Consider the following 22,473-nt stretch of genomic DNA (forward strand, 5'->3'; position numbering starts at 1 on the left):
GATAAACTGTAATCGTTTATTCCACCATGAAGAAAGAAAATATTATGCCTAAAAAAACTGATACACCCGACTATAAACCCTCTATTTATAGCTTAACTCGCGATGAACTAATAGCTTGGGCTATTGAACATGGAGAAAAGAAATTCCGTGCTTCACAAATCTGGGACTGGCTCTATAAAAAGCGTGTGCAAAGCTTCGATGAAATGACTAACATTTCCAAAGATTTTATTGCACTTTTGAATGAGAATTTTGTTGTCAATCCTCTAAAACAACGTATTGTTCAAGAATCTGCTGATGGAACTGTTAAATACCTTTTTGAATTACCTGATGGCATGCTGATTGAGACGGTTTTGATGCGTCAATATTATGGTTTATCAGTATGTGTAACGACTCAAGTTGGTTGTAACATTGGTTGCACTTTCTGTGCAAGTGGTTTAATAAAGAAACAACGTGATCTTAACAATGGCGAAATCACTGCTCAAATTATGCTTGTTCAAAAATATTTTGATGAACGTGGACAAGGTGAGCGCGTTAGTCACATTGTGGTCATGGGAATAGGTGAACCCTTTGATAACTATACCAATGTATTAAAATTCTTGCGTACAGTTAATGATGATAATGGATTAGCTATTGGTGCACGTCACATTACAGTGTCTACTTCAGGTTTAGCACATAAAATTCGTGAATTTGCAAATGAAGGTGTACAAGTTAACTTAGCAGTATCTCTTCATGCTCCAAATAATGAATTACGATCAAGTATCATGCGTATTAATCGTTCTTTCCCTCTTGAAAAGTTGTTTGCGGCTATTGAATATTATATTGAGACGACTAACCGTCGTGTAACATTTGAGTATATTATGTTAAATGGTGTCAACGATACCCCAGAAAATGCTCAAGAGTTAGCAGATTTAACGAAAAAGATTCGCAAATTATCTTATGTCAATTTAATTCCTTACAATCCTGTCTCAGAACATGACCAGTATAGTCGTAGTCCTAAAGAGCGTGTGGAAGCTTTCTATGACGTTTTGAAGAAAAATGGAGTTAATTGTGTTGTTCGTCAAGAACATGGTACGGACATTGATGCAGCTTGCGGACAATTACGTTCAAACACAATGAAACGCGATCGTCAAAAAGCGAAGGTAGGGCGGTAATGCTTAAAAGATTATTTACTGAAGATGGGGAATTGACAAAGATTAGTCGTCGTTTCGTTTGGATGTTAGTGGTTATCTATTGTCTTATTATTGTCAGGATGTGTTTTGGGCCTCAAATTATGATTGAGGGGGTATCAACTCCGAATGTTCAGCGCTTCGGAAGAATTGTAGCTCTTTTAGTACCATTTAATTCTTTTCGTAGTTTAGATCAGCTAACTAGCTTTAAAGAGATTTTTTGGGTTATTGGTCAAAATGTAGTGAATATTTTACTGCTGTTTCCTCTCATTATAGGGTTACTATCCCTAAAGCCAAGTTTACGGAAATATAAAAGCGTTATATTACTTGCTTTCTTGATGTCTCTTTTCATAGAGTGTACTCAAGTTGTTTTAGATATTTTAATAGATGCTAATCGGGTTTTTGAAATCGACGATCTATGGACAAATACCTTAGGCGGTCCTTTCGCCCTATGGAGTTATCGAAACATAAAAGGTTGGCTTCTAACTATTAGAAAATGAAAATAATGTAAAGGCTATGATATTGTTCAAGCCTTTTACTATTTAAAAAGGATCACTTTAGTTGACGAAAGTAAGCTTATAGAGGCATAATAGAGAGTTGTTAAATGAGAATTTTAAAACACTTTTTATGTCTTCTGATTGATTTGGTCTTCTGACTTAATTATGATGTTTTTCAACCTTTGAGAAAGGAAAAATATGTCTATTATAAAAAATTTGTGGTGGTTTTTTAAGGAAGAAAAGAAGCGCTATCTTATTGGGATTTTGTCATTAAGTTTGGTTGCAGTGTTAAATCTTATCCCTCCTAAAATCATGGGATCAGTTATTGATGCTATTACAACTGGAAAATTAACAAGACCACAATTACTATGGAATTTATTAGGTTTGGTTTTGTCAGCTTTAGCTATGTATGGGCTGCGTTATATTTGGCGTATGTATATTTTAGGGACTTCTTACAAATTAGGCCAAGTTGTCAGATACCGTTTATTTGAACATTTTACAAAAATGTCTCCTTCTTTTTATCAGAAATATCGTACAGGTGATTTAATGGCGCACGCGACCAACGACATCAATTCTCTAACACGTCTTGCAGGAGGAGGAGTTATGTCAGCAGTGGATGCCTCTATCACAGCATTAGTAACGCTTATCACCATGTTCTTTACTATTTCGTGGCAAATGACATTAATTGCGGTTATCCCTTTGCCCTTAATGGCCTTAGCAACTAGTAAATTGGGGCGAAAAACCCATGAAACCTTCAAAGAATCTCAGGCAGCCTTTTCAGAATTAAATAATAAAGTGCAAGAAAGTGTCTCTGGCGTCAAAGTGACTAAATCATTTGGTTATCAAGAACAAGAAATTGCTTCTTTTCAAGAGATTAATCAGATGACTTTCGTGAAGAACATGCGGACCATGACTTATGATGTCATGTTTGATCCTTTAGTTCTTCTTTTTATAGGTGCCTCCTACGTATTAACATTGGCTATGGGAGCTTTTATGATTTCAAAAGGTCAAGTTACTGTTGGTGACTTGGTAACATTTGTGACGTATTTAGATATGTTGGTATGGCCCTTGATGGCGATTGGTTTCTTGTTCAATATGGTACAGCGTGGTAGTGTTTCTTATAACCGTATTAATAGTCTACTTGAGCAAGAATCGGATATAACTGATCCTTTAAATCCTATCAAACCTGTTGTCAATGGAACATTAAGATATGATATTGATTTCTTTAGATACGACAATGAGGAAACCTTAGCCGATATTCATTTCACCTTAGAAAAAGGTCAAACCTTAGGTTTGGTAGGTCAAACGGGATCAGGGAAGACAAGTCTTATTAAGTTATTGCTACGTGAACATGATGTGACTCAGGGGAAAATTACTTTAAATAAACATGATATACGTGATTATCGATTGTCTGAGTTACGTCAACTAATCGGTTATGTTCCTCAAGATCAGTTTTTATTTGCTACCAGTATTTTAGAAAATGTTCGCTTTGGAAATCCAACTCTATCTATCAATGCTGTCAAAGAAGCAACTAAATTGGCACATGTTTACGATGACATTGAACAGATGCCAGCAGGATTTGAGACTCTAATTGGAGAAAAAGGAGTCTCATTATCTGGTGGACAAAAACAAAGGATTGCGATGAGTCGTGCCATGATTTTAGATCCAGATATTCTTATTTTGGATGATTCTCTATCAGCAGTGGACGCTAAAACGGAACATGCTATTGTTGAGAATCTTAAAACGAATCGTCAAGGGAAATCGACTATTATTTCAGCACATCGTTTATCAGCTGTTGTGCACGCAGACCTTATCTTAGTTATGCGAGACGGCAGAGTCATTGAGCGAGGTCAACATCAAGAGTTGCTAAATAAAGGTGGTTGGTATGCTGAAACGTATGCCTCACAGCAATTAGAAATGGAGGAAGCATTTGATGAAGTCTAATCAATGGCAAGTCTTTAAGAGATTAATCTCCTATTTACGCCCTTATAAATGGTTTACAGTATTAGCTCTATCTCTCTTATTGTTGACGACTGTTGTTAAAAATATTATTCCTTTAATTGCTTCACATTTTATTGATCACTATCTGACAAATGTTAATCAAACAGCAGTTCTTATTTTAGTGGGATATTATTCAATGTATGTCTTGCAGACCTTAATTCAATATTTTGGGAATCTCTTTTTTGCGCGTGTTTCTTATAGTATTGTTAGAGATATTCGTAGAGATGCTTTTGCTAATATGGAAAGGCTAGGCATGTCTTATTTTGATAGGACACCGGCAGGATCTATTGTGTCACGTATTACTAATGATACTGAAGCAATATCTGATATGTTTTCGGGTATTTTATCAAGTTTTATCTCGGCGATATTTATTTTTACAGTTACTCTGTACACTATGTTGATGCTAGACATTAAACTAACAGGACTCGTCGCTCTTTTGTTACCTGTTATCTTTATATTAGTGAATGTCTATCGGAAAAAATCAGTCACTGTCATTGCTAAAACGAGAAGTTTACTTAGTGATATCAACAGTAAATTATCAGAAAGTATTGAAGGAATTCGCATTGTACAGGCTTTTGGTCAAGAAGAGCGCTTGAAGACTGAATTTGAGGAAATTAACAAAGAGCATGTTGTGTATGCCAATCGTTCTATGGCTCTTGATAGTCTCTTCTTAAGACCGGCGATGTCTCTTTTAAAACTCCTAGCATATGCTGTTCTTATGTCTTATTTTGGATTTACAGGAGTTAAAGGAGGTCTTACGGCAGGATTAATGTATGCTTTTATTCAGTACGTTAATCGTCTATTTGACCCTTTAATTGAAGTAACGCAAAATTTTTCAACCTTACAAACATCAATGGTATCAGCAGGGCGTGTGTTTGATCTGATTGATGAAACAGGTTTTGAACCAAGCCAAAAAAATACAGAAGCTTTTGTGAGAGAAGGAAATATCGAATTTAAAAATGTATCATTCTCATATGATGGAAAAAAACAAATCCTTGATAATGTTTCTTTTAGTGTTAAAAAAGGTGAAACTATTGCTTTTGTAGGAGCGACAGGTTCTGGAAAATCATCTATTATTAATGTCTTTATGAGGTTTTACGAATTTCAATCTGGACAAGTTTTATTAGATGGGAAGGATATTAGGGATTACTCACAAGAACAATTGCGAAAGAATATTGGACTCGTCTTACAAGACCCCTTTTTATATCATGGCACTATTAAATCTAATATCAAAATGTACCAAGACATCACCGATCAAGAGGTACAGGACGCAGCAGAGTTTGTTGATGCTGATCAATTTATTCAGAAGTTGCCAGATAAGTACGATTCAGCTGTTTCAGAACGTGGGTCAAGTTTTTCAACTGGACAACGCCAACTATTAGCGTTTGCCAGAACTGTGGCTAGTAAACCTAAAATTTTAATCTTAGATGAGGCGACAGCAAATATTGATTCGGAAACAGAGCAGATTGTACAAGATTCGTTAGCAAAAATGCGTCAAGGTCGAACAACAATTGCCATTGCTCACCGCTTATCAACCATTCAAGATGCTAATTGTATCTATGTTCTTGATAGAGGAAAGATAATTGAAAGTGGGAATCACGAGTCTTTATTAGACCAAAAAGGGACTTATTATCGTATGTACCAATTACAAGCCGGCATGATGGAGGTCTAGAAAATTTAGGCTATTCAAAAGGCATAATCTGTGAGGCTTAGAGGTTGGAATAGTTATTCCTCTAAGCCTTTTTTATATTTTACAATTAGTGTATAATGAGGTCAAAGTACAAGGAAAGGTCTATAAAATGTTACTATTGGTAGATAATTACGATTCTTTTACCTATAATTTAAAGCAATATTTAAGTGTCTATAAAGAAATATTCGTCATAAAAAATGATGATCCTAACCTTTTTTTATTAGCTGAGAGCGCAGAAGCTATCGTCTTATCACCTGGACCAGGACACCCAAAGGATGCTGGGAAAATATTAGAATTAATCAATCAGTTTATAGGACAGAAACCTATTCTAGGTATCTGTTTGGGGCATCAAGCGCTTGCTGAGTGCTTGGGTGGGCGATTAAATTTAGCAAATCACGTTATGCATGGTAAACAAAGTTGGGTAACAATAAACGACCATACTAGTTTGTTTAAGGGAATTGATAGTCCAACCCAAGTTATGCGTTATCACTCATTGGTAGTGACTGATTTACCAGAGAATATTGCTATTATTGCACGATCAAATGAGGATAATGAAATCATGGCATTCCATTGCCCCAGCTTAAAGGTATATGCGATGCAGTTTCATCCTGAGTCAATCGGGAGTATTGATGGAATGAAAATGATTGAAAACTTTTTGACGTTAATTAATGACTAAAATGTGTTAGTGTAGGATAATGACTCTCTATAAATAAAAGACAGTACCTAAGGGCACTGTCTTTTATTTAGTTGTATAGATGAGTTAATCTGTCTGCAAATTTACGATAAATAATCAAGCAAATGGATGCTTTTAAGGTATCCCCAGGAATAAAAATAAGGTTAGAAAATAGTGATTTAGTTAAGGGGAGAGAAGTTTGAAAGGAAAGAACGATGCTACCACAAATATCAATCAATAGTACGCCAAATATCCAAATAATAAGGAATTAAACCCAGAGTTTTGTTGTTTTCACTTTCTCAAGCCCTAGGCCGATAAAAAAAGCTGCAAATGGATAAGTCAGCAGATAGCCTGCTGTTGGCCCAAACAGCGTTACGAGACCTGACCGCCCTCCTGGTAAAATGGTGCACCAATAGCAACTAAGAGCAAGAAAATAGCCACAGCTAGGAAACCTTTCCTACTACCAAGCAGAGCACCTGCCAGCATAACACCAAGATTTTGTAAGACAATTGGGACTGGAATGAAACCTAATGGGATCCCTGGGATAAAACCTAAAACAATGAGTAGTGCAACCATGAGTGCAATATAGGTAGTTGTTCTTGTTTTCATTTAAATTAATTCCTTTTTAGTATGATTTAGTTGTAATTTTTCCAAGAATTCAATATCGGTATGTTGATTGCGACCCCCCTCTGTTAGGTAATTTCCCAAAAAAGTTGAGTCAACAAGTAAGGTGACTAATGATTCAAAATTCTCAAAATGGACCTCCCGTCCAGCACTTAATCTTAATTCCTTGAAAGGAAAAACAAAACGCAACATGGCCATAATTTTTAAGCATTTAATGGGAGTCAAATAGTTATATTTTCCAAGAGGTGTTCCTTCAACAGCAAGTAAAAAATTGACAGGGATAGAATAGGGGTTCAGTTCTTTTAGTCTGAAAGCTAATGTGATGAGCCCCTCATCGCTCTCTCCCATACCACAAATGAATCCAGAACAAACATCAATGTCTTCATTGTGAATTCTTTCTAAAGTATCACAACGATCTTTGAAGCTATGCGTCGTTGCAATGTTGGGGTAGTTTTCTTCGGGGGTGTTGAGGTTATGATTGATACGGTCAATTCCTGCTTGTTTTAGCTGATGAAGTTGTTCTCTATCCAAAAAACCAGCGGTAAGGCATATTTCTAGAGGAAGGCTTTTTTTGATTTCAGGGATGACTTGACATAACTGCTCAATTTCTCTCTTGCTAGGCTTAGTTCCACTCATCGCAATACAAAAGACGCTAGCACCATTTTGATGAGCGACAATAGCCTGTTTTAGAATGACATTTTGAGGAAGCAGACCAAATTTATCAATGTCAGCAGTGCTTTCTTTAGATTGAGAACAGTAACCACAATTTTCTGCACAAAGTCCTTGCTTAGCACTTAATAAAACGTTAAGGCGAATATTATTTCGGCTAACTTGATTTTTAAGGTATAAGGCAGCAGCGTAGATTTCCCACCAGTTCTCATCGCTATTTAGAATTTCCAGCGCTTGTTCATAAGAAATGCTAGTCTTTCCAGATAATATTTCGTCAGCCAAATGGATATAATTTGTTTGAAATGACATGATAGCCTCCTTTAACGAAATTAATAATAGCATAAAAAAACTGTATTGTAAACTTAGTCTATATAATAAGTTAACAATATAAAAAATTATGATATACTGGTCTTATATTTTGACGGGAGATAAGATGAAAAAACTATTTAAAAAAGCGATAGCTATGTGCCGAGATTTGCCGCTTAATTTTGTAATTGTTGAACTTAGTTTGTATCAAAGAGAGGATGGCTCATCTGATAATATTAAATGGATTTCTAAGCGAATCCTTGAGGTAACGGTAACTGATCAGCAATGGATTTACCATTTGAGGATGCTTAATTTACCAAAACTTAAGCCAATGTCACTAGCATCCAGTGACTGTCCTGCAAGGGAAGAGAAGGCTAGTCTTATTTCAATAGAAGAATGTCAAAAATTCACTAGCTTAGTGCGAGATAAAAATCCTTTTCACCAAGGGGAAGCAGCTATTGTGCCTGCGGCTCTATTATTGGAAAAAATAATGGAAGTTAGAAATGGAAAAATAAAGGAGATTCATTTGACTTTTTTATCTCCAGTAAGGGTGAATCAAGAATTCTCAGTGCAAGTAGTGGATAACACAGTGATTATTTTTCAGCATCAAATATTATGTGTGAGGGGGACATATGAAGAATAGAGATGTTTATATTGGTTTTGGGCTACGAACACCTATCGGTATAAAAGGGAAGCAATTTAAACATTACCGTCCAGAACTTTTAGGAGCACACCTCTTAAATCAAATAAAAAAAATAGAATCAGAATCTAATATTGATAGTATTATTTGTGGGAACACAGTTGGTACTGGGGGCAATATTGGTCGTTTGATGACTCTTTTTTCTGATTATGAATCCTATATTCCAGTACAAACGATTGATATGCAGTGTGCTTCATCAAGTTCTGCCTTGTTTTTTGGTTATCTAAAAATCAGTGCCGGTATTAATGAAAAAGTTCTTGTTGGGGGGATTGAAAGTAGTTCTCTTCAACCTATGAGACGTTACGCTAAAGAAGATAATCGTAACGGAGAATATACCGTTGCTCAGTTTTCTCCTGACTCTTATGCTGAAACTGTAATGTTAGAAGGGGCACAAAGAGTCTGTCAAAAATATGGTTTTAGAAGAGAAATGTTAGATAAATTGGCATTCTTGAGCCATAAACGCGCCTTAACAGCTAAACAAGGTGGCTATTTAGAAGAGGTAATCTTACCAATGGAAGGGATGCGAGATCAAGGCGTTAGAAAACTAAAAGAAGCATTTTTTCAAAAATTACCAAGATTGATGGAAAATTCACCTTTGCTCACTATTGGAAATGTTTGTTTAATGCACGATGCTGCTGCATTTCTAACGCTTCAGAGTCAGAAAACAGAATTCCGGATTGTTCACATTGTAGAAGTAGCAGGAGATCCCAAGCTTAGTCCAGAATTGGTTCACACGGCTACGGAAAAACTATTAACAGAAACTCATACTAAAATATCGGATTATGATGCAATTGAATGGAATGAACCATTTGCAGCGATTGATGCTTTATTTAATCATTATTATCCTGAAGAGAGAGAAAAATTCAATATTTTTGGAGGGGCATTAGCTTACGGACACCCTTATGCCTGCTCAGGAATTATTAATATCCTTCATCTTATGCAGGCATTAAAATATAAAAATAAACCTATGGGTCTAACTGCCATTGCAGGGGCAGGAGGAGTCGGAATGGCCATATCAATAGAGTACTTAGGAGTTAAGAATGCTTGAATCATTGAAAACAATAGTTAAAACCAATAGCGATAAAAAGTTATTTGATGGTGATTTACAGGTCAGTTATGGAGAATTTTATAACTTAGTCAGACAAGATATGGCGTCACAAGACAATAGGAAACATGTGATTAGCACACACTCTCTGCTTAACCAATTAGTAAGATTTGTTTCAAAGTTATGTCAAAAAGCTCTTCCTATTATTTGTAAACCTAACCTTACTCATAATGAAATAAGTCGATTAGAAAAAGAAGTGCAGTATGCTCCTCAACTAGCTGATTTTGGTGTTCTTTCTTCTGGGACTACAGCTGATGCTAAACTATTGTGGAGGAGCTTCGCTTCGTGGTCTGATTTTTTTAGCATTCAGAATGCTTATTTTTCGGTCACTTCCAATAGCAGACTGTTTATTCAAGGTGATTTTTCATTTACTGGTAACTTAAATTTAGCGCTATCCCTTTTATTACTGGGGGGAACGCTTGTTGTCACACAGAAAAATTCTGTAAAATACTGGCAGACTTTATGGGAAAAAACTGGTGTAACGCATCTATATCTGCTCCCTAGTTATCTCAAGTTAGTGGAACAATATAGCAAGGAGACTGCGTTAGACAATAAAACTATTATTACCTCTTCGCAATATGTCTCTGACTCATTACTGGAAGGTTTATATATAAAGCATCCTAAAGTGTCAGTGAAAATCTTCTATGGTGCTAGTGAACTCAATTATGTGTCATGGTACGATGGTCGTGATATCCGAGATAAGCCACAGTATGTTGGAGAAATCGTTCCAAATGTAGCTGTTAGGATTAAAGAGGGAAGAATTTTTGTAAAAACACCGTATAGTATCTGTGGCCTTTCAAGTGAATATTGTGCTGGTGATTATGGTGAACTGATAGATGGCAAATTATATCTATTTGGTCGTGGTGACGATTGGTGCAATCAATCGGGCATTAAGCTCTATTTACCTAGATTAATTGAAAAAATAAAAACATGCCCTTATATCAAGGATGCAGTAGCATTTACAAAAGAGAGTCAAAGTCATGGACAAGAGTCACATTGCTGTATTGTTTTAATTGAAAATCAGATGCAACAAGAGTGTTTGAAGTGGTTATCGGAACATTTTGAAAAGAAGTATGGGTTTAAGCATTATCATATTGTATCTAAAATTCCTTTGATGCCATCTGGAAAAATTGATTATCAACAACTCAAAAGACAATTAGCATGAGTTTTTACTAAAAAAATAAAATAGGGTTAATGGATTGCAAACCTCAGTTCTGATATTCTTTATTTTGAAAGATATCGTGATATAATGATAAAAAAGAAAGATAAGGAATAAAATGTTATCAAAAGCAAAATCACGATATATTATCCGTGAGATTATTAAGTTATTTCCAGATGCTAAACCTAGCTTAGACTTTACTAATGTCTTTGAGCTTTTGGTAGCTGTAATGCTATCAGCTCAAACAACTGATGCAGCTGTTAATAAAGTCACTCCCGCCCTTTTTGAACGCTTTCCAAATCCTTTAGTTTTGGCACAAGCTGATCCCAAAGAGATTGAACCCTATATTTCTAAAATTGGGCTTTACCGTAATAAAGCTCGATTCTTAAATCAATGCGCTAAACAATTGATAGAGCATTTTGATGGGAAAGTCCCCCAAACTCGTCAAGAGCTAGAAAGTTTGTCTGGCGTTGGAAGGAAAACGGCTAATGTGGTCATGAGTGTTGGATTTGGTATTCCGGCTTTTGCCGTAGATACTCATGTCACTCGGATTTGTAAACACCACCAGATTTGCAAACAGTCGGCTTCTCCACTAGAAATTGAGAAACGAGTCATGGAGGTTTTACCGCCAGAAGAGTGGCTAGCTGCTCATCAATCCATGATTTATTTTGGTCGTGCAATTTGTCATCCTAAAAATCCAAAATGCGACCAGTACCCACAACTTTATCACTTTCCTGATAATTTAAAGTGATTAGAATAAAAGAGAGTAACTGGTGACGATTATATAAGCGATACTTAAAAACGGTAGAAAAGCTATCGTTTTTTTCATTTTTCTCATAACTAAACAATAAATAATTCCTAACCAAGCACCTATTTGAATAATAAAAAGCATTTGATGAAGAGGTAAAGATAAGCCAATTGTGGCTAAATAAAGGAAATCTCCACTTCCGATATTAATATCAACCACTTCAGCTAAAATCCCAAATAAACATAAAACAATAGAAACTTTTGTAATCGGTGTGAGAATTATCGTTGAAATGGTGAATAATATCCATAGAAAAATAGGATACTCTTGGTATTTTATATCATAATAACTTAAGATAAAACTCATGCATAAAGAAATAAAATAGATGGTAGACATAATCATAAAATCCTTTTTATAGTTTATATTTATATTCGAAAAATGGTAGAAAAGAGATTATGATTTCTATTATAGATAGTCAGCCTAACGTCATAATAACAATTAGCAAGCGGTTGCGGATTTTCTTGAAAATTGAATGGTTTTCTGTTAAAATTCATATATGAAAGTTTTATTCGATGTGCAGAATCTTTTGAAAAAATTTGGTATTTATGTTTATATTGGTAAACGTCTTTATGATATCGAAGTTATGAAGATTGAATTGCAACGTCTCTACGATAATGGTCTGATAAGTAGAGATGACTATTTAAAAGCAGAACTGATTTTAAGAAGAGAGCACAGACTAGAATTGGAGAAGGAAAATAAAAAATGAGTAAGAAATTATTGGGAATTGACCTCGGAGGAACGACCATTAAATTTGGTATCTTGACGCTTGAGGGAGAAGTACAAGAAAAATGGGCAATTGAGACCAATACTTTAGAAAACGGAAGACATATCGTTTCTGATATCGTTGAATCTCTCAAACATCGTTTGAGCCTCTATGGATTAACAAAAGATGACTTTCTCGGTATCGGTATGGGTTCTCCAGGAGCTGTTGATAGAACTAGTAAAACAGTAACAGGTGCTTTTAATCTAAATTGGGCTGATACTCAAGAAGTAGGTTCGGTTATTGAAAAAGAAGTTGGAATTCCATTTTTTATTGATAACGATGCTAATGTTGCAGCACTTGGTGAACGCTGGGTAGGTGCTGGTGCCAATAATCCCGATGTTGTTTTCGTAACCCTCGGAACAGGAGTAGGTGGAGGTGTTATCGCAGATGGTAACCTCATCCATGGTGTTGCAGGAGCAGGTGGAGAAATTGGGCATATGATTGTTGATCCAGAAAATGGATTTACGTGCACATGTGGTAACAAAGGCTGTCTTGAGACAGTTGCATCAGCGACAGGTGTTGTTAGAGTAGCACGTCAACTCGCAGAACAATATGAAGGTTCGTCTGCCATTAAAGCAGCGATTGACAACGGTGATACTGTTACAAGTAAAGATATTTTTATAGCAGCAGAAGATGGGGATAAATTTGCTAATTCTGTTGTTGAACGTGTATCACGTTACCTTGGACTGGCAGCAGCTAATATTTCAAATATTTTAAACCCTGATTCTGTGGTTATTGGTGGCGGTGTCTCAGCAGCAGGTGAATTTTTACGTAGTCGCGTTGAGAAATACTTTGTCACATTTGCTTTCCCACAAGTTAAAAAGTCAACTAAAATTAAGATTGCTGAACTAGGTAATGATGCTGGTATTATTGGTGCAGCAAGCTTAGCCAATCAACAAGCAAGTTAAGGAGATAAGATATGGATATGTCTGTTATTTTAATTATCGTTATTCTTCTGGCTTTTGTTGCTTGGGCATCTTGGAATTATTGGAGGGTTCGTAGGGCAGCTAAATTTTTAGATAACGAGTCTTTTCAAAAAGAAATGTCACGAGGACAGTTAATTGATATCCGAGAAGCTGGTGCTTTTCATAGAAAGCATATTCTCGGAGCACGTAACATTCCAGCAAGTCAATTTAAAGTTGCCTTATCGGCTTTACGCAAAGATAAACCTGTCCTCTTATATGACGCAAGCCGTGGTCAGTCTATTCCAAGGATTGTTTTGTTACTCAGAAAAGAAGGTTTTAATCAACTTTACGTGTTAAAGGACGGTTTCAATTACTGGACGGGTAGAGTTAAGTAATATACTAAGGAGAGAGTTACTATTAATAACTCTCTTCTCTTTTTGTAGAAATGAATTAAATTGAAAAAAGTAGAAAATAAATGACATAAATAATGAAATGATGAAAAGTTTTCCTATCACAAATAGGCAGTTAATATGAAAACATTTACACTTGTGTAAATTCTGTTTTTTAAGAAAAATTGTGTTATAATTCATAAGTTAACAGAATTACATTATAAAATAGAGGAAAACATGACAAATTTAAGAACAGATATCCGTAACGTTGCGATCATTGCCCACGTTGACCACGGTAAAACAACTCTCGTTGATGAATTATTAAAACAATCACATACTCTTGATGAGCGTAAAGAGCTTGAAGAACGTGCAATGGATTCAAATGATATCGAGAAAGAACGTGGTATCACCATTCTTGCAAAAAATACAGCCGTAGCATACAACGATGTTCGTATCAATATTATGGACACACCTGGTCACGCGGACTTTGGTGGTGAAGTTGAGCGTATTATGAAAATGGTTGATGGTGTTGTTTTAGTCGTTGATGCTTACGAAGGAACAATGCCACAAACACGTTTTGTTTTGAAGAAAGCTCTTGAACAAAACTTAATTCCAATCGTTGTTGTAAATAAAATTGATAAGCCATCAGCTCGTCCATCAGAGGTTGTTGATGAAGTTCTTGAACTCTTCATTGAGCTCGGTGCTGATGATGACCAACTAGATTTCCCTGTTGTTTATGCTTCAGCCATCAATGGAACATCTTCAATGTCAGATGATCCTTCAGATCAAGAAAAAACAATGGCACCGATTTTTGATACTATCATTGATCACATTCCAGCCCCAGTTGACAACTCGGAAGAACCACTTCAATTCCAAGTTTCTCTTCTTGATTACAATGATTTTGTAGGACGTATTGGTATTGGACGTGTTTTCCGCGGGACTGTCAAAGTTGGAGATCAAGTTACTCTTTCAAAACTTGATGGTACAACTAAAAACTTCCGCGTAACAAAACTTTTTGGTTTCTTTGGACTTGAACGTAAAGAAATCCAAGAGGCTAAAGCGGGTGATTTAATCGCTGTTTCTGGTATGGAAGATATCTTCGTTGGTGAGACAGTAACTCCGACAGATGCTATTGAACCACTACCAGTTTTACGTATTGACGAGCCAACACTTCAAATGACTTTCTTGGTGAATAATTCACCATTTGCAGGTCGCGAAGGTAAATGGATTACGTCACGTAAGGTTGAAGAACGTCTTTTAGCAGAATTACAAACAGACGTTTCTTTGCGTGTTGACCCAACAGATTCGCCAGATAAATGGACGGTTTCAGGGCGTGGAGAATTACATTTATCTATCCTCATTGAAACAATGCGTCGTGAGGGATATGAACTTCAAGTATCACGTCCAGAAGTTATCATCAAAGAAATTGATGGTGTTCAATGCGAGCCGTTTGAGCGTGTTCAAATTGATACTCCAGAAGAATATCAGGGTGCTATTATCCAAAGTTTGTCAGAGCGTAAAGGTGATATGCTTGATATGCAGATGGTTGGTAATGGTCAAACGCGTTTGATTTTCTTGATTCCTGCACGTGGTTTGATTGGTTATTCAACAGAGTTTCTTTCAATGACACGTGGATATGGTATCATGAATCATACTTTTGACCAGTATCTACCGGTTGTTCAAGGAGAAATTGGTGGTCGTCATCGTGGTGTCTTGGTTTCTATTGAAAATGGTAAAGCAACTACATATTCAATTATGCGTATTGAAGAACGTGGGACTATCTTTGTAAATCCAGGTACAGAAGTTTATGAAGGAATGATTGTTGGTGAGAATTCTCGTGATAATGATCTCGGAGTCAATATTACAACTGCTAAACAAATGACAAATGTCCGTTCAGCAACTAAAGATCAAACTGCAGTCATCAAGACGCCTCGTATCCTTACTTTAGAAGAGTCACTTGAATTTTTAGCAGATGATGAGTACATGGAAGTAACTCCTGAGTCTATTCGTCTTCGTAAACAAATTTTAAATAAAGCAGCACGTGACAAAGCTAATAAAAAGAAAAAATCAGCTGAATAATATCCAAAGTATTTCTTATTTATGATTAATAAGAAAGGAGTTCTATGTTTTACTTAATTGTTGCCCTTTTGATTGCCTTATATTACTTTTTTATGGCACCAAAAACAGTACGTAATACTTTGAACGCTATTGGTTTAGTAGGTTTGGTAGCCTTATTACTTGTCTTGGCAGTTATGAGTTTTATTAAAATCCTTCAATTGCCAGGTGAATTGTATATTGGGCTTATAATGATTCCTCTAGGATATACAGCATTTAAAGAAACATTGAATTTGTCAGAAAAGAAGAAATAGCTTATGAACTTAGGATTTTGTCTCCTAAGTTCTTTTGTTTTGAGAAATTAGAGACATATCCTTTACCTTGAAAAAGCCACTGATTAAAGGTAAAATAATAGGGATAATAATGATAGAATGGGACGAGTAATGAAAACAATAACAACATTTGAAAATAAAAAAGTTTTAGTCCTTGGTTTAGCACGATCTGGAGAAGCCGCTGCACGTTTGTTAGCTAAGTTAGGAGCAATAGTGACAGTTAATGATGGCAAACCATTTGATGAAAATCCAACAGCACAGTCTTTGTTGGAAGAGGGTATTAAAGTGGTTTGTGGTAGTCATCCTTTAGAATTGTTAGATGAGGATTTTTGTTACATGATTAAAAATCCAGGAATACCTTATAACAATCCTATGGTCAAAAAAGCATTAGAAAAACAAATCCCTGTTTTGACTGAAGTGGAATTAGCATACTTAGTTTCAGAATCTCAGCTAATAGGTATTACAGGCTCTAACGGGAAAACGACAACGACAACGATGATTGCAGAAGTCTTAAATGCTGGAGGTCAGAGAGGTTTGTTAGCTGGGAATATCGGCTTTCCTGCTAGTGAAGTTGTTCAGGCTGCGGATGATAAAGATATTCTAGTTATGGAATTATCAAGTTTTCAGCTAATGGGAGTTAAGGAATTTCGTCCTCATATTGCAGTAATTACTAATTTAATGCCAACTCATTTAGATTATCATGGGTCTTTTGAAGATTATGTTGCTGCAAAATGGAATATCCAAAATCAAATGTCTTCATCTGATTTTTTGGTACTTAATTTTAATCAAGGTATTTCTAAAGAGTTAGCTAAAACTACTAAAGCAACAATCGTTCCTTTCTCTACTACGGAAAAAGTTGATGGTGCTTACGTACAAGACAAGCAACTTTTCTATAAAGGGGAGAATATTATGTCAGTAGATGACATTGGTGTCCCAGGAAGCCATAACGTAGAGAATGCTCTAGCAACTATTGCGGTTGCTAAACTAGCTGGTATCAGTAATCAAGTTATTAGAGAAACTTTAAGCAATTTTGGAGGTGTTAAACACCGCTTGCAATCACTCGGTAAGGTTCATGGTATTAGTTTCTATAACGACAGCAAGTCAACTAATATATTGGCAACTCAAAAAGCATTATCTGGCTTTGATAATACTAAAGTTATCCTAATTGCAGGAGGTCTTGATCGCGGTAATGAGTTTGATGAATTGATACCAGATATCACTGGACTTAAACATATGGTTGTTTTAGGGGAATCGGCATCTCGAGTAAAACGTGCTGCACAAAAAGCAGGAGTAACTTATAGCGATGCTTTAGATGTTAGAGATGCGGTACATAAAGCTTATGAGGTGGCACAACAGGGCGATGTTATCTTGCTAAGTCCTGCAAATGCATCATGGGACATGTATAAGAATTTCGAAGTCCGTGGTGATGAATTCATTGATACTTTCGAAAGTCTTAGAGGAGAGTAACTATGGGGAAAAAAATTGTTTTTACAGGTGGTGGTACGGTAGGTCATGTAACACTAAACCTAATATTAATCCCCAAATTTATCAAAGATGGTTGGGAAGTACATTATATTGGTGATAAAAATGGCATAGAACATGAACAAATTAATCAGTCTGGACTTGATATCACATTTCACTCTATAGCTACTGGGAAACTACGTCGCTATTTTTCATGGCAAAATATGTTAGATGTCTTTAAAGTAGGGGTTGGCGTTCTTCAATCGATTGCTATTATTGCTAAACTTAGACCCCAAGCCTTATTTTCAAAAGGGGGATTTGTTTCAGTACCTCCTGTAGTAGCTGCACGCCTATTAAAAGTTCCTGTTTTTGTTCATGAATCAGATTTATCAATGGGGTTAGCAAATAAGATTGCTTATAAATTTGCGACTATTATGTATACGACTTTTGAACAATCTAAAGATTTAATCAAAACTAAGCATATTGGTGCTGTAACAAAAGTCATGGATTGTAAAAAGTCGTTTGAAAATACTGACTTAACTAGTATAAAAGAAGCCTTCGATCCAAACCTAAAGACCTTACTATTTATTGGAGGATCAGCAGGTGCAAAAGTATTCAATGATTTTATTACTCAAACACCTGAGCTGGAAGAAAAATATAATGTTATCAATATTTCAGGCGATTCTTCTCTCAATCGATTGAAGAAGAACCTTTATCGCGTGGATTATGTTACAGACCTTTATCAGCCTTTAATGAATTTAGCAGATGTGGTTGTTACACGAGGTGGCTCTAATACTATTTTTGAATTAGTAGCTATGAAAAAACTTCATCTTATTATCCCTCTTGGACGTGAAGCGAGCCGAGGTGACCAATTAGAGAATGCTGCTTATTTTGAAGAAAAGGGCTACGCATTGCAGTTACCAGAATCTGAATTAAACATAAATACACTTGAGAAACAGATAAATTTATTAATTTCTAACAGTGAGAGTTACGAAAAAAACATGTCACAATCATCTGAAATAAAATCTCAAGATGAATTTTATCAATTATTAATTGATGATATGGCAAAAGTAACAAAAGGATAAAACATGCCTAAGAAGAAATCAGATACCCCAGAAAAAGAAGAAGTTGTCTTAACGGAATGGCAAAAGCGTAACCTTGAATTTTTAAAAAAACGCAAAGAAGATGAAGAAGAACAAAAACGTATTAACGAAAAATTACGCTTAGATAAAAGAAGTAAATTAAATATTTCTTCTCCTGAAGAACCTCAAAATACTACTAAAATTAAGAAGCTTCATTTTCCAAAGATTTCAAAACCTAAGATTGAAAAGAAACAGAAAAAAGAAAAAATAGTCAACAGCTTAGCCAAAACTAATCGCATTAGAACTGCACCTATATTTGTAGTAGCATTCCTAGTCATTTTAGTTTCCGTTTTCCTACTAACTCCTTTTAGTAAGCAAAAAACAATAACAGTTAGTGGAAATCAGCATACACCTGATGATATTTTGATAGAAAAAACGAATATTCAAAAAAACGATTATTTCTTTTCTTTAATTTTTAAACATAAAGCTATTGAACAACGTTTAGCTGCAGAAGATGTATGGGTAAAAACAGCTCAGATGACTTATCAATTTCCCAATAAGTTTCATATTCAAGTTCAAGAAAATAAGATTATTGCATATGCACATACAAAGCAAGGATATCAGCCTGTCTTGGAAACTGGAAAAAAGGCTGATCCTGTAAATAGTTCAGAGCTACCAAAGCACTTCTTAACAATTAACCTTGATAAGGAAGATAGTATTAAGCTATTAATTAAAGATTTAAAGGCTTTAGACCCTGATTTAATAAGTGAGATTCAGGTGATAAGTTTAGCTGATTCTAAAACGACACCTGACCTCCTGCTGTTAGATATGCATGATGGAAATAGTATTAGAATACCATTATCTAAATTTAAAGAAAGACTTCCTTTTTACAAACAAATTAAGAAGAACCTTAAGGAACCTTCTATTGTTGATATGGAAGTGGGAGTTTACACAACAACAAGTACTATTGAATCAACCCCTGTGAAAGCGGAAGATACAAAAAATAAATCAACTGATAAAACACAAACACAAAATGGTCAGGTTGCGGAAAATAGTCAAGGACAAACAAATAACTCAAATACTAATCAACAAGGACAACAGATAGCAACAGAGCAGGCACCCAACCCTCAAAATGTTAATTAGCGATAAAAAAAGACTGGATTTATCAGTCTTTTTTATACATATCAAGTCAGTCATAGATTGCTAGTAAAAATTGATTTCTTGAAAAAAATTTAAGTTTGTTATAAGTTGCGAATGGTTTAAATAAGTTAGAAATATTTCAATTTGATGTTGCTTAATAAAAAAACGTAATTTGGTAACAATTCTGCTTTTTTTATGGTATAATATTTTCTGAATAATTCTGTTTTTGGCAGATGTAGAATAGAAAAGAATGGAAAGATAGCGAGGTCGAGTGAATGGCTAGAAATGGCTTTTTTACTGGTTTGGATATAGGAACAAGCTCGATTAAAGTTTTAGTTGCAGAATTTATTGCAAATGAAATGAATGTAATTGGGGTTAGCAACGTCCCTAGTTCCGGTGTAAAAGATGGTATAATTATTGATATTGAGGCAGCAGCAACTGCAATCAAAGAGGCGGTAAAACAAGCTGAGGAGAAAGCAGGCATCACCATTGACAAAATCAATGTTGGATTACCAGCAAATCTTCTCCAAATTGAACCAACTCAAGGAATGATTCCTGTTCCCAATGAATCAAAAGAAATTAAGGATGAAGATGTCGAAAGTGTTGTTAAATCAGCATTGACTAAAAGCATTACTCCTGAAAGAGAAGTTATTTCATTGATTCCGCTTGAATTCATTGTAGATGGTTTCCAAGGGATTAGAGACCCTAGAGGGATGATGGGGATTCGCCTTGAGATGCGTGGTCTTATCTATACTGGACCAACAACTATCCTTCATAATCTTCGTAAAACTGTTGAACGAGCAGGTATAAAAGTAGAGCATGTTGTGATTGCCCCTCTAGCCTTAGCAAAATCAGTTCTAAACGAAGGTGAACGTGAGTTTGGTGCAACTGTGATTGATATGGGAGGCGGACAAACAACAGTCGCTTCTATGCGTAATCAAGAATTGCAATATACTAATATTTATTCTGAAGGTAGCGATTATGTCACCAAAGATATTTCTAAAGTGTTACGTACAACAGTAGAAATTGCCGAAGCATTGAAATTCAACTTTGGACAAGCTAATGTTGAAGAAGCAAGTACTTCTGATACAGTTCAAGTTAATGTTGTTGGTAACGAGGAACCTGTTGAAATTACAGAAAGCTATCTTTCGCAAATTATTTCAGGACGTATTCGTCAAATTTTAGAACATGTCAAACAAGACTTGGGTAGAGGTCGTTTACTTGATTTACCTGGTGGTATTATTCTTGTTGGAGGTGGTGCAATTATGCCAGGAGTTGTCGAGGTTGCTCAACAAATTTTTGGAACTAGAGTTAAATTGCACGTTCCAAACCAAGTAGGTATTCGCAATCCAATGTTCGCTAATGTTATTAGTATCGTTGATTATGTAGGAATGATGTCAGAAGTTGACATTATCGCACAACATGCTGTAACTGGCGACGAAATGCTAAGACATAAACCAGTCGACTTTGATTATAAAGAAAAAACAAATACAATGTCGACAATGCCTTATTCTGAGCCGTTAACCTCTTCTATGGAAGATTCTAATTTAGAACCAATCCGAGCAAGAGAAAACGCTCAAGAGCCTACTGAGCCTAAAACTAATATTGGTGAGCGCATCAGAGGAATTTTTGGAAGTATGTTTGACTAAAACAATAAGTGAGGAATAAAAATGGTATTTTCATTTGATACAGCATCAGTACAAGGTGCAGTTATTAAAGTTATTGGTGTTGGAGGCGGTGGCGGTAACGCTATTAACCGCATGATTGACGAAGGTGTCGCTGGCGTTGAGTTTATTGCAGCAAATACTGATATTCAAGCCTTAAGTAGCTCAAAAGCTGAAACTGTCATTCAACTTGGTCCAAAATTAACTCGCGGACTTGGTGCAGGAGGACAACCTGAAGTTGGTCGTAAAGCAGCTGAAGAAAGTGAAGAAGTTTTAACAGAAGCACTTACTGGCGCTGATATGGTATTTATCACAGCAGGTATGGGGGGCGGATCTGGTACAGGTGCGGCTCCAGTTATTGCACGTATTGCAAAGAGTTTAGGAGCACTTACAGTAGCGGTTATCACACGTCCTTTTGGCTTTGAGGGTAATAAACGTTCTAACTTCGCTATCGAAGGTATTCAAGAATTAAGAGAACAAGTTGATACACTGCTTATCATTTCAAATAATAATCTTCTTGAAATTGTAGATAAGAAGACACCATTGCTTGAAGCTCTTAGTGAAGCAGATAATGTTTTACGTCAAGGTGTTCAAGGTATTACAGATTTGATTACTAACCCAGGTTTAATTAACCTTGACTTTGCAGATGTTAAAACAGTTATGGCAAATAAAGGTAATGCACTGATGGGAATTGGTATCGGTTCTGGTGAGGAACGTATTACTGAAGCTGCTCGAAAAGCAATTTATTCACCACTTCTTGAAACAACGATTGATGGAGCAGAAGACGTTATTGTCAATGTTACCGGCGGTATGGATATGACACTTACTGAAGCAGAGGAAGCATCAGAGATTGTTAGCCAAGCAGCAGGTAAAGGTGTCAATATTTGGTTAGGCACTTCAATTGACATGGATATGAAAGACGAAATCCGCGTAACAGTTGTTGCAACAGGTGTGCGTAAAGATAAAACTAATCAAGTATCTGGTTTTACAACATCAGCTCCAACTAATCAAGCACCTTCAGAACGTCAAAGTACTTCAAATTCAAACTTTGATCGTCGTGGCAACTTTGATATGACAGAGTCTCGCGAAATGCCAACTCAACAAAATCAGCCTCATGCACAAAATCAGCAACAAAGTTCTGCTTTTGGTAATTGGGACCTTCGTCGTGATAATATTTCACGTCCGACAGAAGGTGAACTTGATAGCAAGTTGTCTATGTCAACGTTTTCAGAAAATGATGATATGGATGATGAACTTGAAACACCTCCATTCTTTAAAAACCGTTAA

The 22,473-nt window shown here is 35.8% G+C and carries 21 protein-coding genes and 2 pseudogenes; 20 read left to right on the top strand and 3 right to left on the bottom strand.

Annotated features, from left to right (window positions below):
- Positions 1-44: 44 nt before the first annotated feature.
- The 5 genes from rlmN to A6J68_RS03945 all read left to right on the top strand — a co-directional run bounded on the left by rlmN (position 45) and on the right by A6J68_RS03945 (position 6,030).
- The gene (gene rlmN, locus A6J68_RS03925; protein ID WP_001124996.1) at positions 45-1,151 is read left to right on the top strand and encodes a 23S rRNA (adenine(2503)-C(2))-methyltransferase RlmN; all 1,107 of its coding nucleotides are present in this window, start codon (positions 45-47) and stop codon (positions 1,149-1,151) included.
- Positions 1,151-1,666, top strand: coding sequence for a VanZ family protein (locus A6J68_RS03930; protein WP_000919737.1), 516 nt, complete (start codon positions 1,151-1,153; stop codon positions 1,664-1,666). The genes rlmN and A6J68_RS03930 overlap by 1 nt, the downstream gene beginning before the upstream one ends.
- A 195-nt stretch (positions 1,667-1,861) precedes the next feature.
- The gene (locus A6J68_RS03935) at positions 1,862-3,607 is read left to right on the top strand and encodes an ABC transporter ATP-binding protein (RefSeq protein WP_000022469.1); all 1,746 of its coding nucleotides are present in this window, start codon (positions 1,862-1,864) and stop codon (positions 3,605-3,607) included.
- Positions 3,597-5,336 carry an ABC transporter ATP-binding protein gene (locus tag A6J68_RS03940; RefSeq protein ID WP_000841526.1) on the top strand — a complete coding sequence of 580 codons (1,740 nt, stop codon included), beginning with the start codon at positions 3,597-3,599 and terminating at the stop codon, positions 5,334-5,336. Before A6J68_RS03935 ends, A6J68_RS03940 begins: the two co-directional genes overlap by 11 nt.
- A 127-nt stretch (positions 5,337-5,463) precedes the next feature.
- Positions 5,464-6,030 carry an aminodeoxychorismate/anthranilate synthase component II gene (locus A6J68_RS03945; protein WP_000925630.1) on the top strand — a complete coding sequence of 189 codons (567 nt, stop codon included), beginning with the start codon at positions 5,464-5,466 and terminating at the stop codon, positions 6,028-6,030.
- Between the two features lie 67 nt (positions 6,031-6,097).
- On the opposite strand, the pseudogene A6J68_RS03950 reads toward A6J68_RS03945, so the two are convergent.
- Both A6J68_RS03950 and bioB read right to left on the bottom strand, forming a co-directional pair.
- Positions 6,098-6,636 (bottom strand): annotated as a pseudogene (locus A6J68_RS03950) (biotin transporter BioY).
- A complete protein-coding gene (bioB, locus tag A6J68_RS03955; RefSeq protein ID WP_000009965.1) occupies positions 6,637-7,629 on the bottom strand; it encodes a biotin synthase BioB in 993 nt (330 codons plus the stop codon).
- A gap of 124 nt (positions 7,630-7,753) precedes the next feature.
- Here bioB and A6J68_RS03960 point away from each other — a divergent pair, with 124 nt between their 5' ends.
- The 4 genes from A6J68_RS03960 to nth all read left to right on the top strand — a co-directional run bounded on the left by A6J68_RS03960 (position 7,754) and on the right by nth (position 11,341).
- Positions 7,754-8,269 (top strand): hypothetical protein, encoded by a 516-nt coding sequence (locus tag A6J68_RS03960; protein ID WP_000732603.1) that lies wholly within the window; start codon positions 7,754-7,756, stop codon positions 8,267-8,269.
- On the top strand, positions 8,259-9,374 hold the full coding sequence (locus A6J68_RS03965) for a thiolase family protein (RefSeq protein WP_000796102.1): 1,116 nt from the start codon (positions 8,259-8,261) through the stop codon (positions 9,372-9,374). The genes A6J68_RS03960 and A6J68_RS03965 overlap by 11 nt, the downstream gene beginning before the upstream one ends.
- Entirely contained in the window at positions 9,367-10,596 is a 1,230-nt protein-coding gene (locus A6J68_RS03970) for an AMP-binding protein (protein ID WP_000894041.1), read from the top strand. The genes A6J68_RS03965 and A6J68_RS03970 overlap by 8 nt, the downstream gene beginning before the upstream one ends.
- Before the next feature lie 112 nt (positions 10,597-10,708).
- A complete protein-coding gene (nth, locus tag A6J68_RS03975) occupies positions 10,709-11,341 on the top strand; it encodes an endonuclease III (RefSeq protein WP_000949175.1) in 633 nt (210 codons plus the stop codon).
- On the opposite strand, the gene A6J68_RS03980 is transcribed toward nth, so the two are convergent.
- The gene (locus A6J68_RS03980) at positions 11,342-11,737 is read right to left on the bottom strand and encodes a prepilin peptidase (protein WP_000606045.1); all 396 of its coding nucleotides are present in this window, start codon (positions 11,735-11,737) and stop codon (positions 11,342-11,344) included. It abuts the gene before it with no gap.
- A gap of 154 nt (positions 11,738-11,891) precedes the next feature.
- Between A6J68_RS03980 and A6J68_RS03985 the strand changes: the two genes are divergently transcribed.
- The 11 genes and pseudogenes from A6J68_RS03985 to ftsZ all read left to right on the top strand — a co-directional run bounded on the left by A6J68_RS03985 (position 11,892) and on the right by ftsZ (position 22,473).
- The gene (locus A6J68_RS03985) at positions 11,892-12,101 is read left to right on the top strand and encodes a YqgQ family protein (protein WP_000865866.1); all 210 of its coding nucleotides are present in this window, start codon (positions 11,892-11,894) and stop codon (positions 12,099-12,101) included.
- Positions 12,098-13,066: an ROK family glucokinase gene (locus tag A6J68_RS03990; RefSeq protein ID WP_000038547.1), complete on the top strand. Its 969-nt coding sequence runs from the start codon at positions 12,098-12,100 to the stop codon at positions 13,064-13,066. Before A6J68_RS03985 ends, A6J68_RS03990 begins: the two co-directional genes overlap by 4 nt.
- 11 nt (positions 13,067-13,077) lie before the next feature.
- Positions 13,078-13,458, top strand: a complete 381-nt coding sequence (locus tag A6J68_RS03995; protein ID WP_000367664.1) for a rhodanese-like domain-containing protein — start codon at positions 13,078-13,080, stop codon at positions 13,456-13,458.
- 231 nt (positions 13,459-13,689) lie between these two features.
- Positions 13,690-15,531 carry a translational GTPase TypA gene (gene typA / locus A6J68_RS04000; RefSeq protein ID WP_000183434.1) on the top strand — a complete coding sequence of 614 codons (1,842 nt, stop codon included), beginning with the start codon at positions 13,690-13,692 and terminating at the stop codon, positions 15,529-15,531.
- A gap of 44 nt (positions 15,532-15,575) precedes the next feature.
- Positions 15,576-15,821 carry a DUF3165 family protein gene (locus A6J68_RS04005; RefSeq protein ID WP_000499533.1) on the top strand — a complete coding sequence of 82 codons (246 nt, stop codon included), beginning with the start codon at positions 15,576-15,578 and terminating at the stop codon, positions 15,819-15,821.
- A 129-nt stretch (positions 15,822-15,950) separates the two neighbouring features.
- Positions 15,951-17,306, top strand: a complete 1,356-nt coding sequence (murD, locus tag A6J68_RS04010; protein ID WP_000849678.1) for a UDP-N-acetylmuramoyl-L-alanine--D-glutamate ligase — start codon at positions 15,951-15,953, stop codon at positions 17,304-17,306.
- A 2-nt stretch (positions 17,307-17,308) separates the two neighbouring features.
- On the top strand, positions 17,309-18,385 hold the full coding sequence (locus A6J68_RS04015; RefSeq protein ID WP_000516700.1) for a UDP-N-acetylglucosamine--N-acetylmuramyl-(pentapeptide) pyrophosphoryl-undecaprenol N-acetylglucosamine transferase: 1,077 nt from the start codon (positions 17,309-17,311) through the stop codon (positions 18,383-18,385).
- A gap of 3 nt (positions 18,386-18,388) precedes the next feature.
- The gene (locus A6J68_RS04020; RefSeq protein ID WP_001124855.1) at positions 18,389-19,525 is read left to right on the top strand and encodes a cell division protein FtsQ/DivIB; all 1,137 of its coding nucleotides are present in this window, start codon (positions 18,389-18,391) and stop codon (positions 19,523-19,525) included.
- Between the two features lie 272 nt (positions 19,526-19,797).
- Positions 19,798-20,991, top strand: a pseudogene (gene ftsA, locus A6J68_RS04025) (cell division protein FtsA); the annotation flags it as partial.
- Positions 20,965-21,171 (top strand): cell division protein FtsA C-terminal domain-containing protein, encoded by a 207-nt coding sequence (locus tag A6J68_RS11740; protein ID WP_370657100.1) that lies wholly within the window; start codon positions 20,965-20,967, stop codon positions 21,169-21,171. The pseudogene ftsA and the gene A6J68_RS11740, both read left to right, overlap by 27 nt.
- A gap of 21 nt (positions 21,172-21,192) precedes the next feature.
- Positions 21,193-22,473, top strand: coding sequence for a cell division protein FtsZ (gene ftsZ / locus A6J68_RS04030; protein WP_000232007.1), 1,281 nt, complete (start codon positions 21,193-21,195; stop codon positions 22,471-22,473).

Origin of the sequence: Streptococcus sp. 'group B' (genome assembly GCF_002073795.1) — a bacterium.
GTDB classification, from domain to species: domain Bacteria; phylum Bacillota; class Bacilli; order Lactobacillales; family Streptococcaceae; genus Streptococcus; species Streptococcus agalactiae.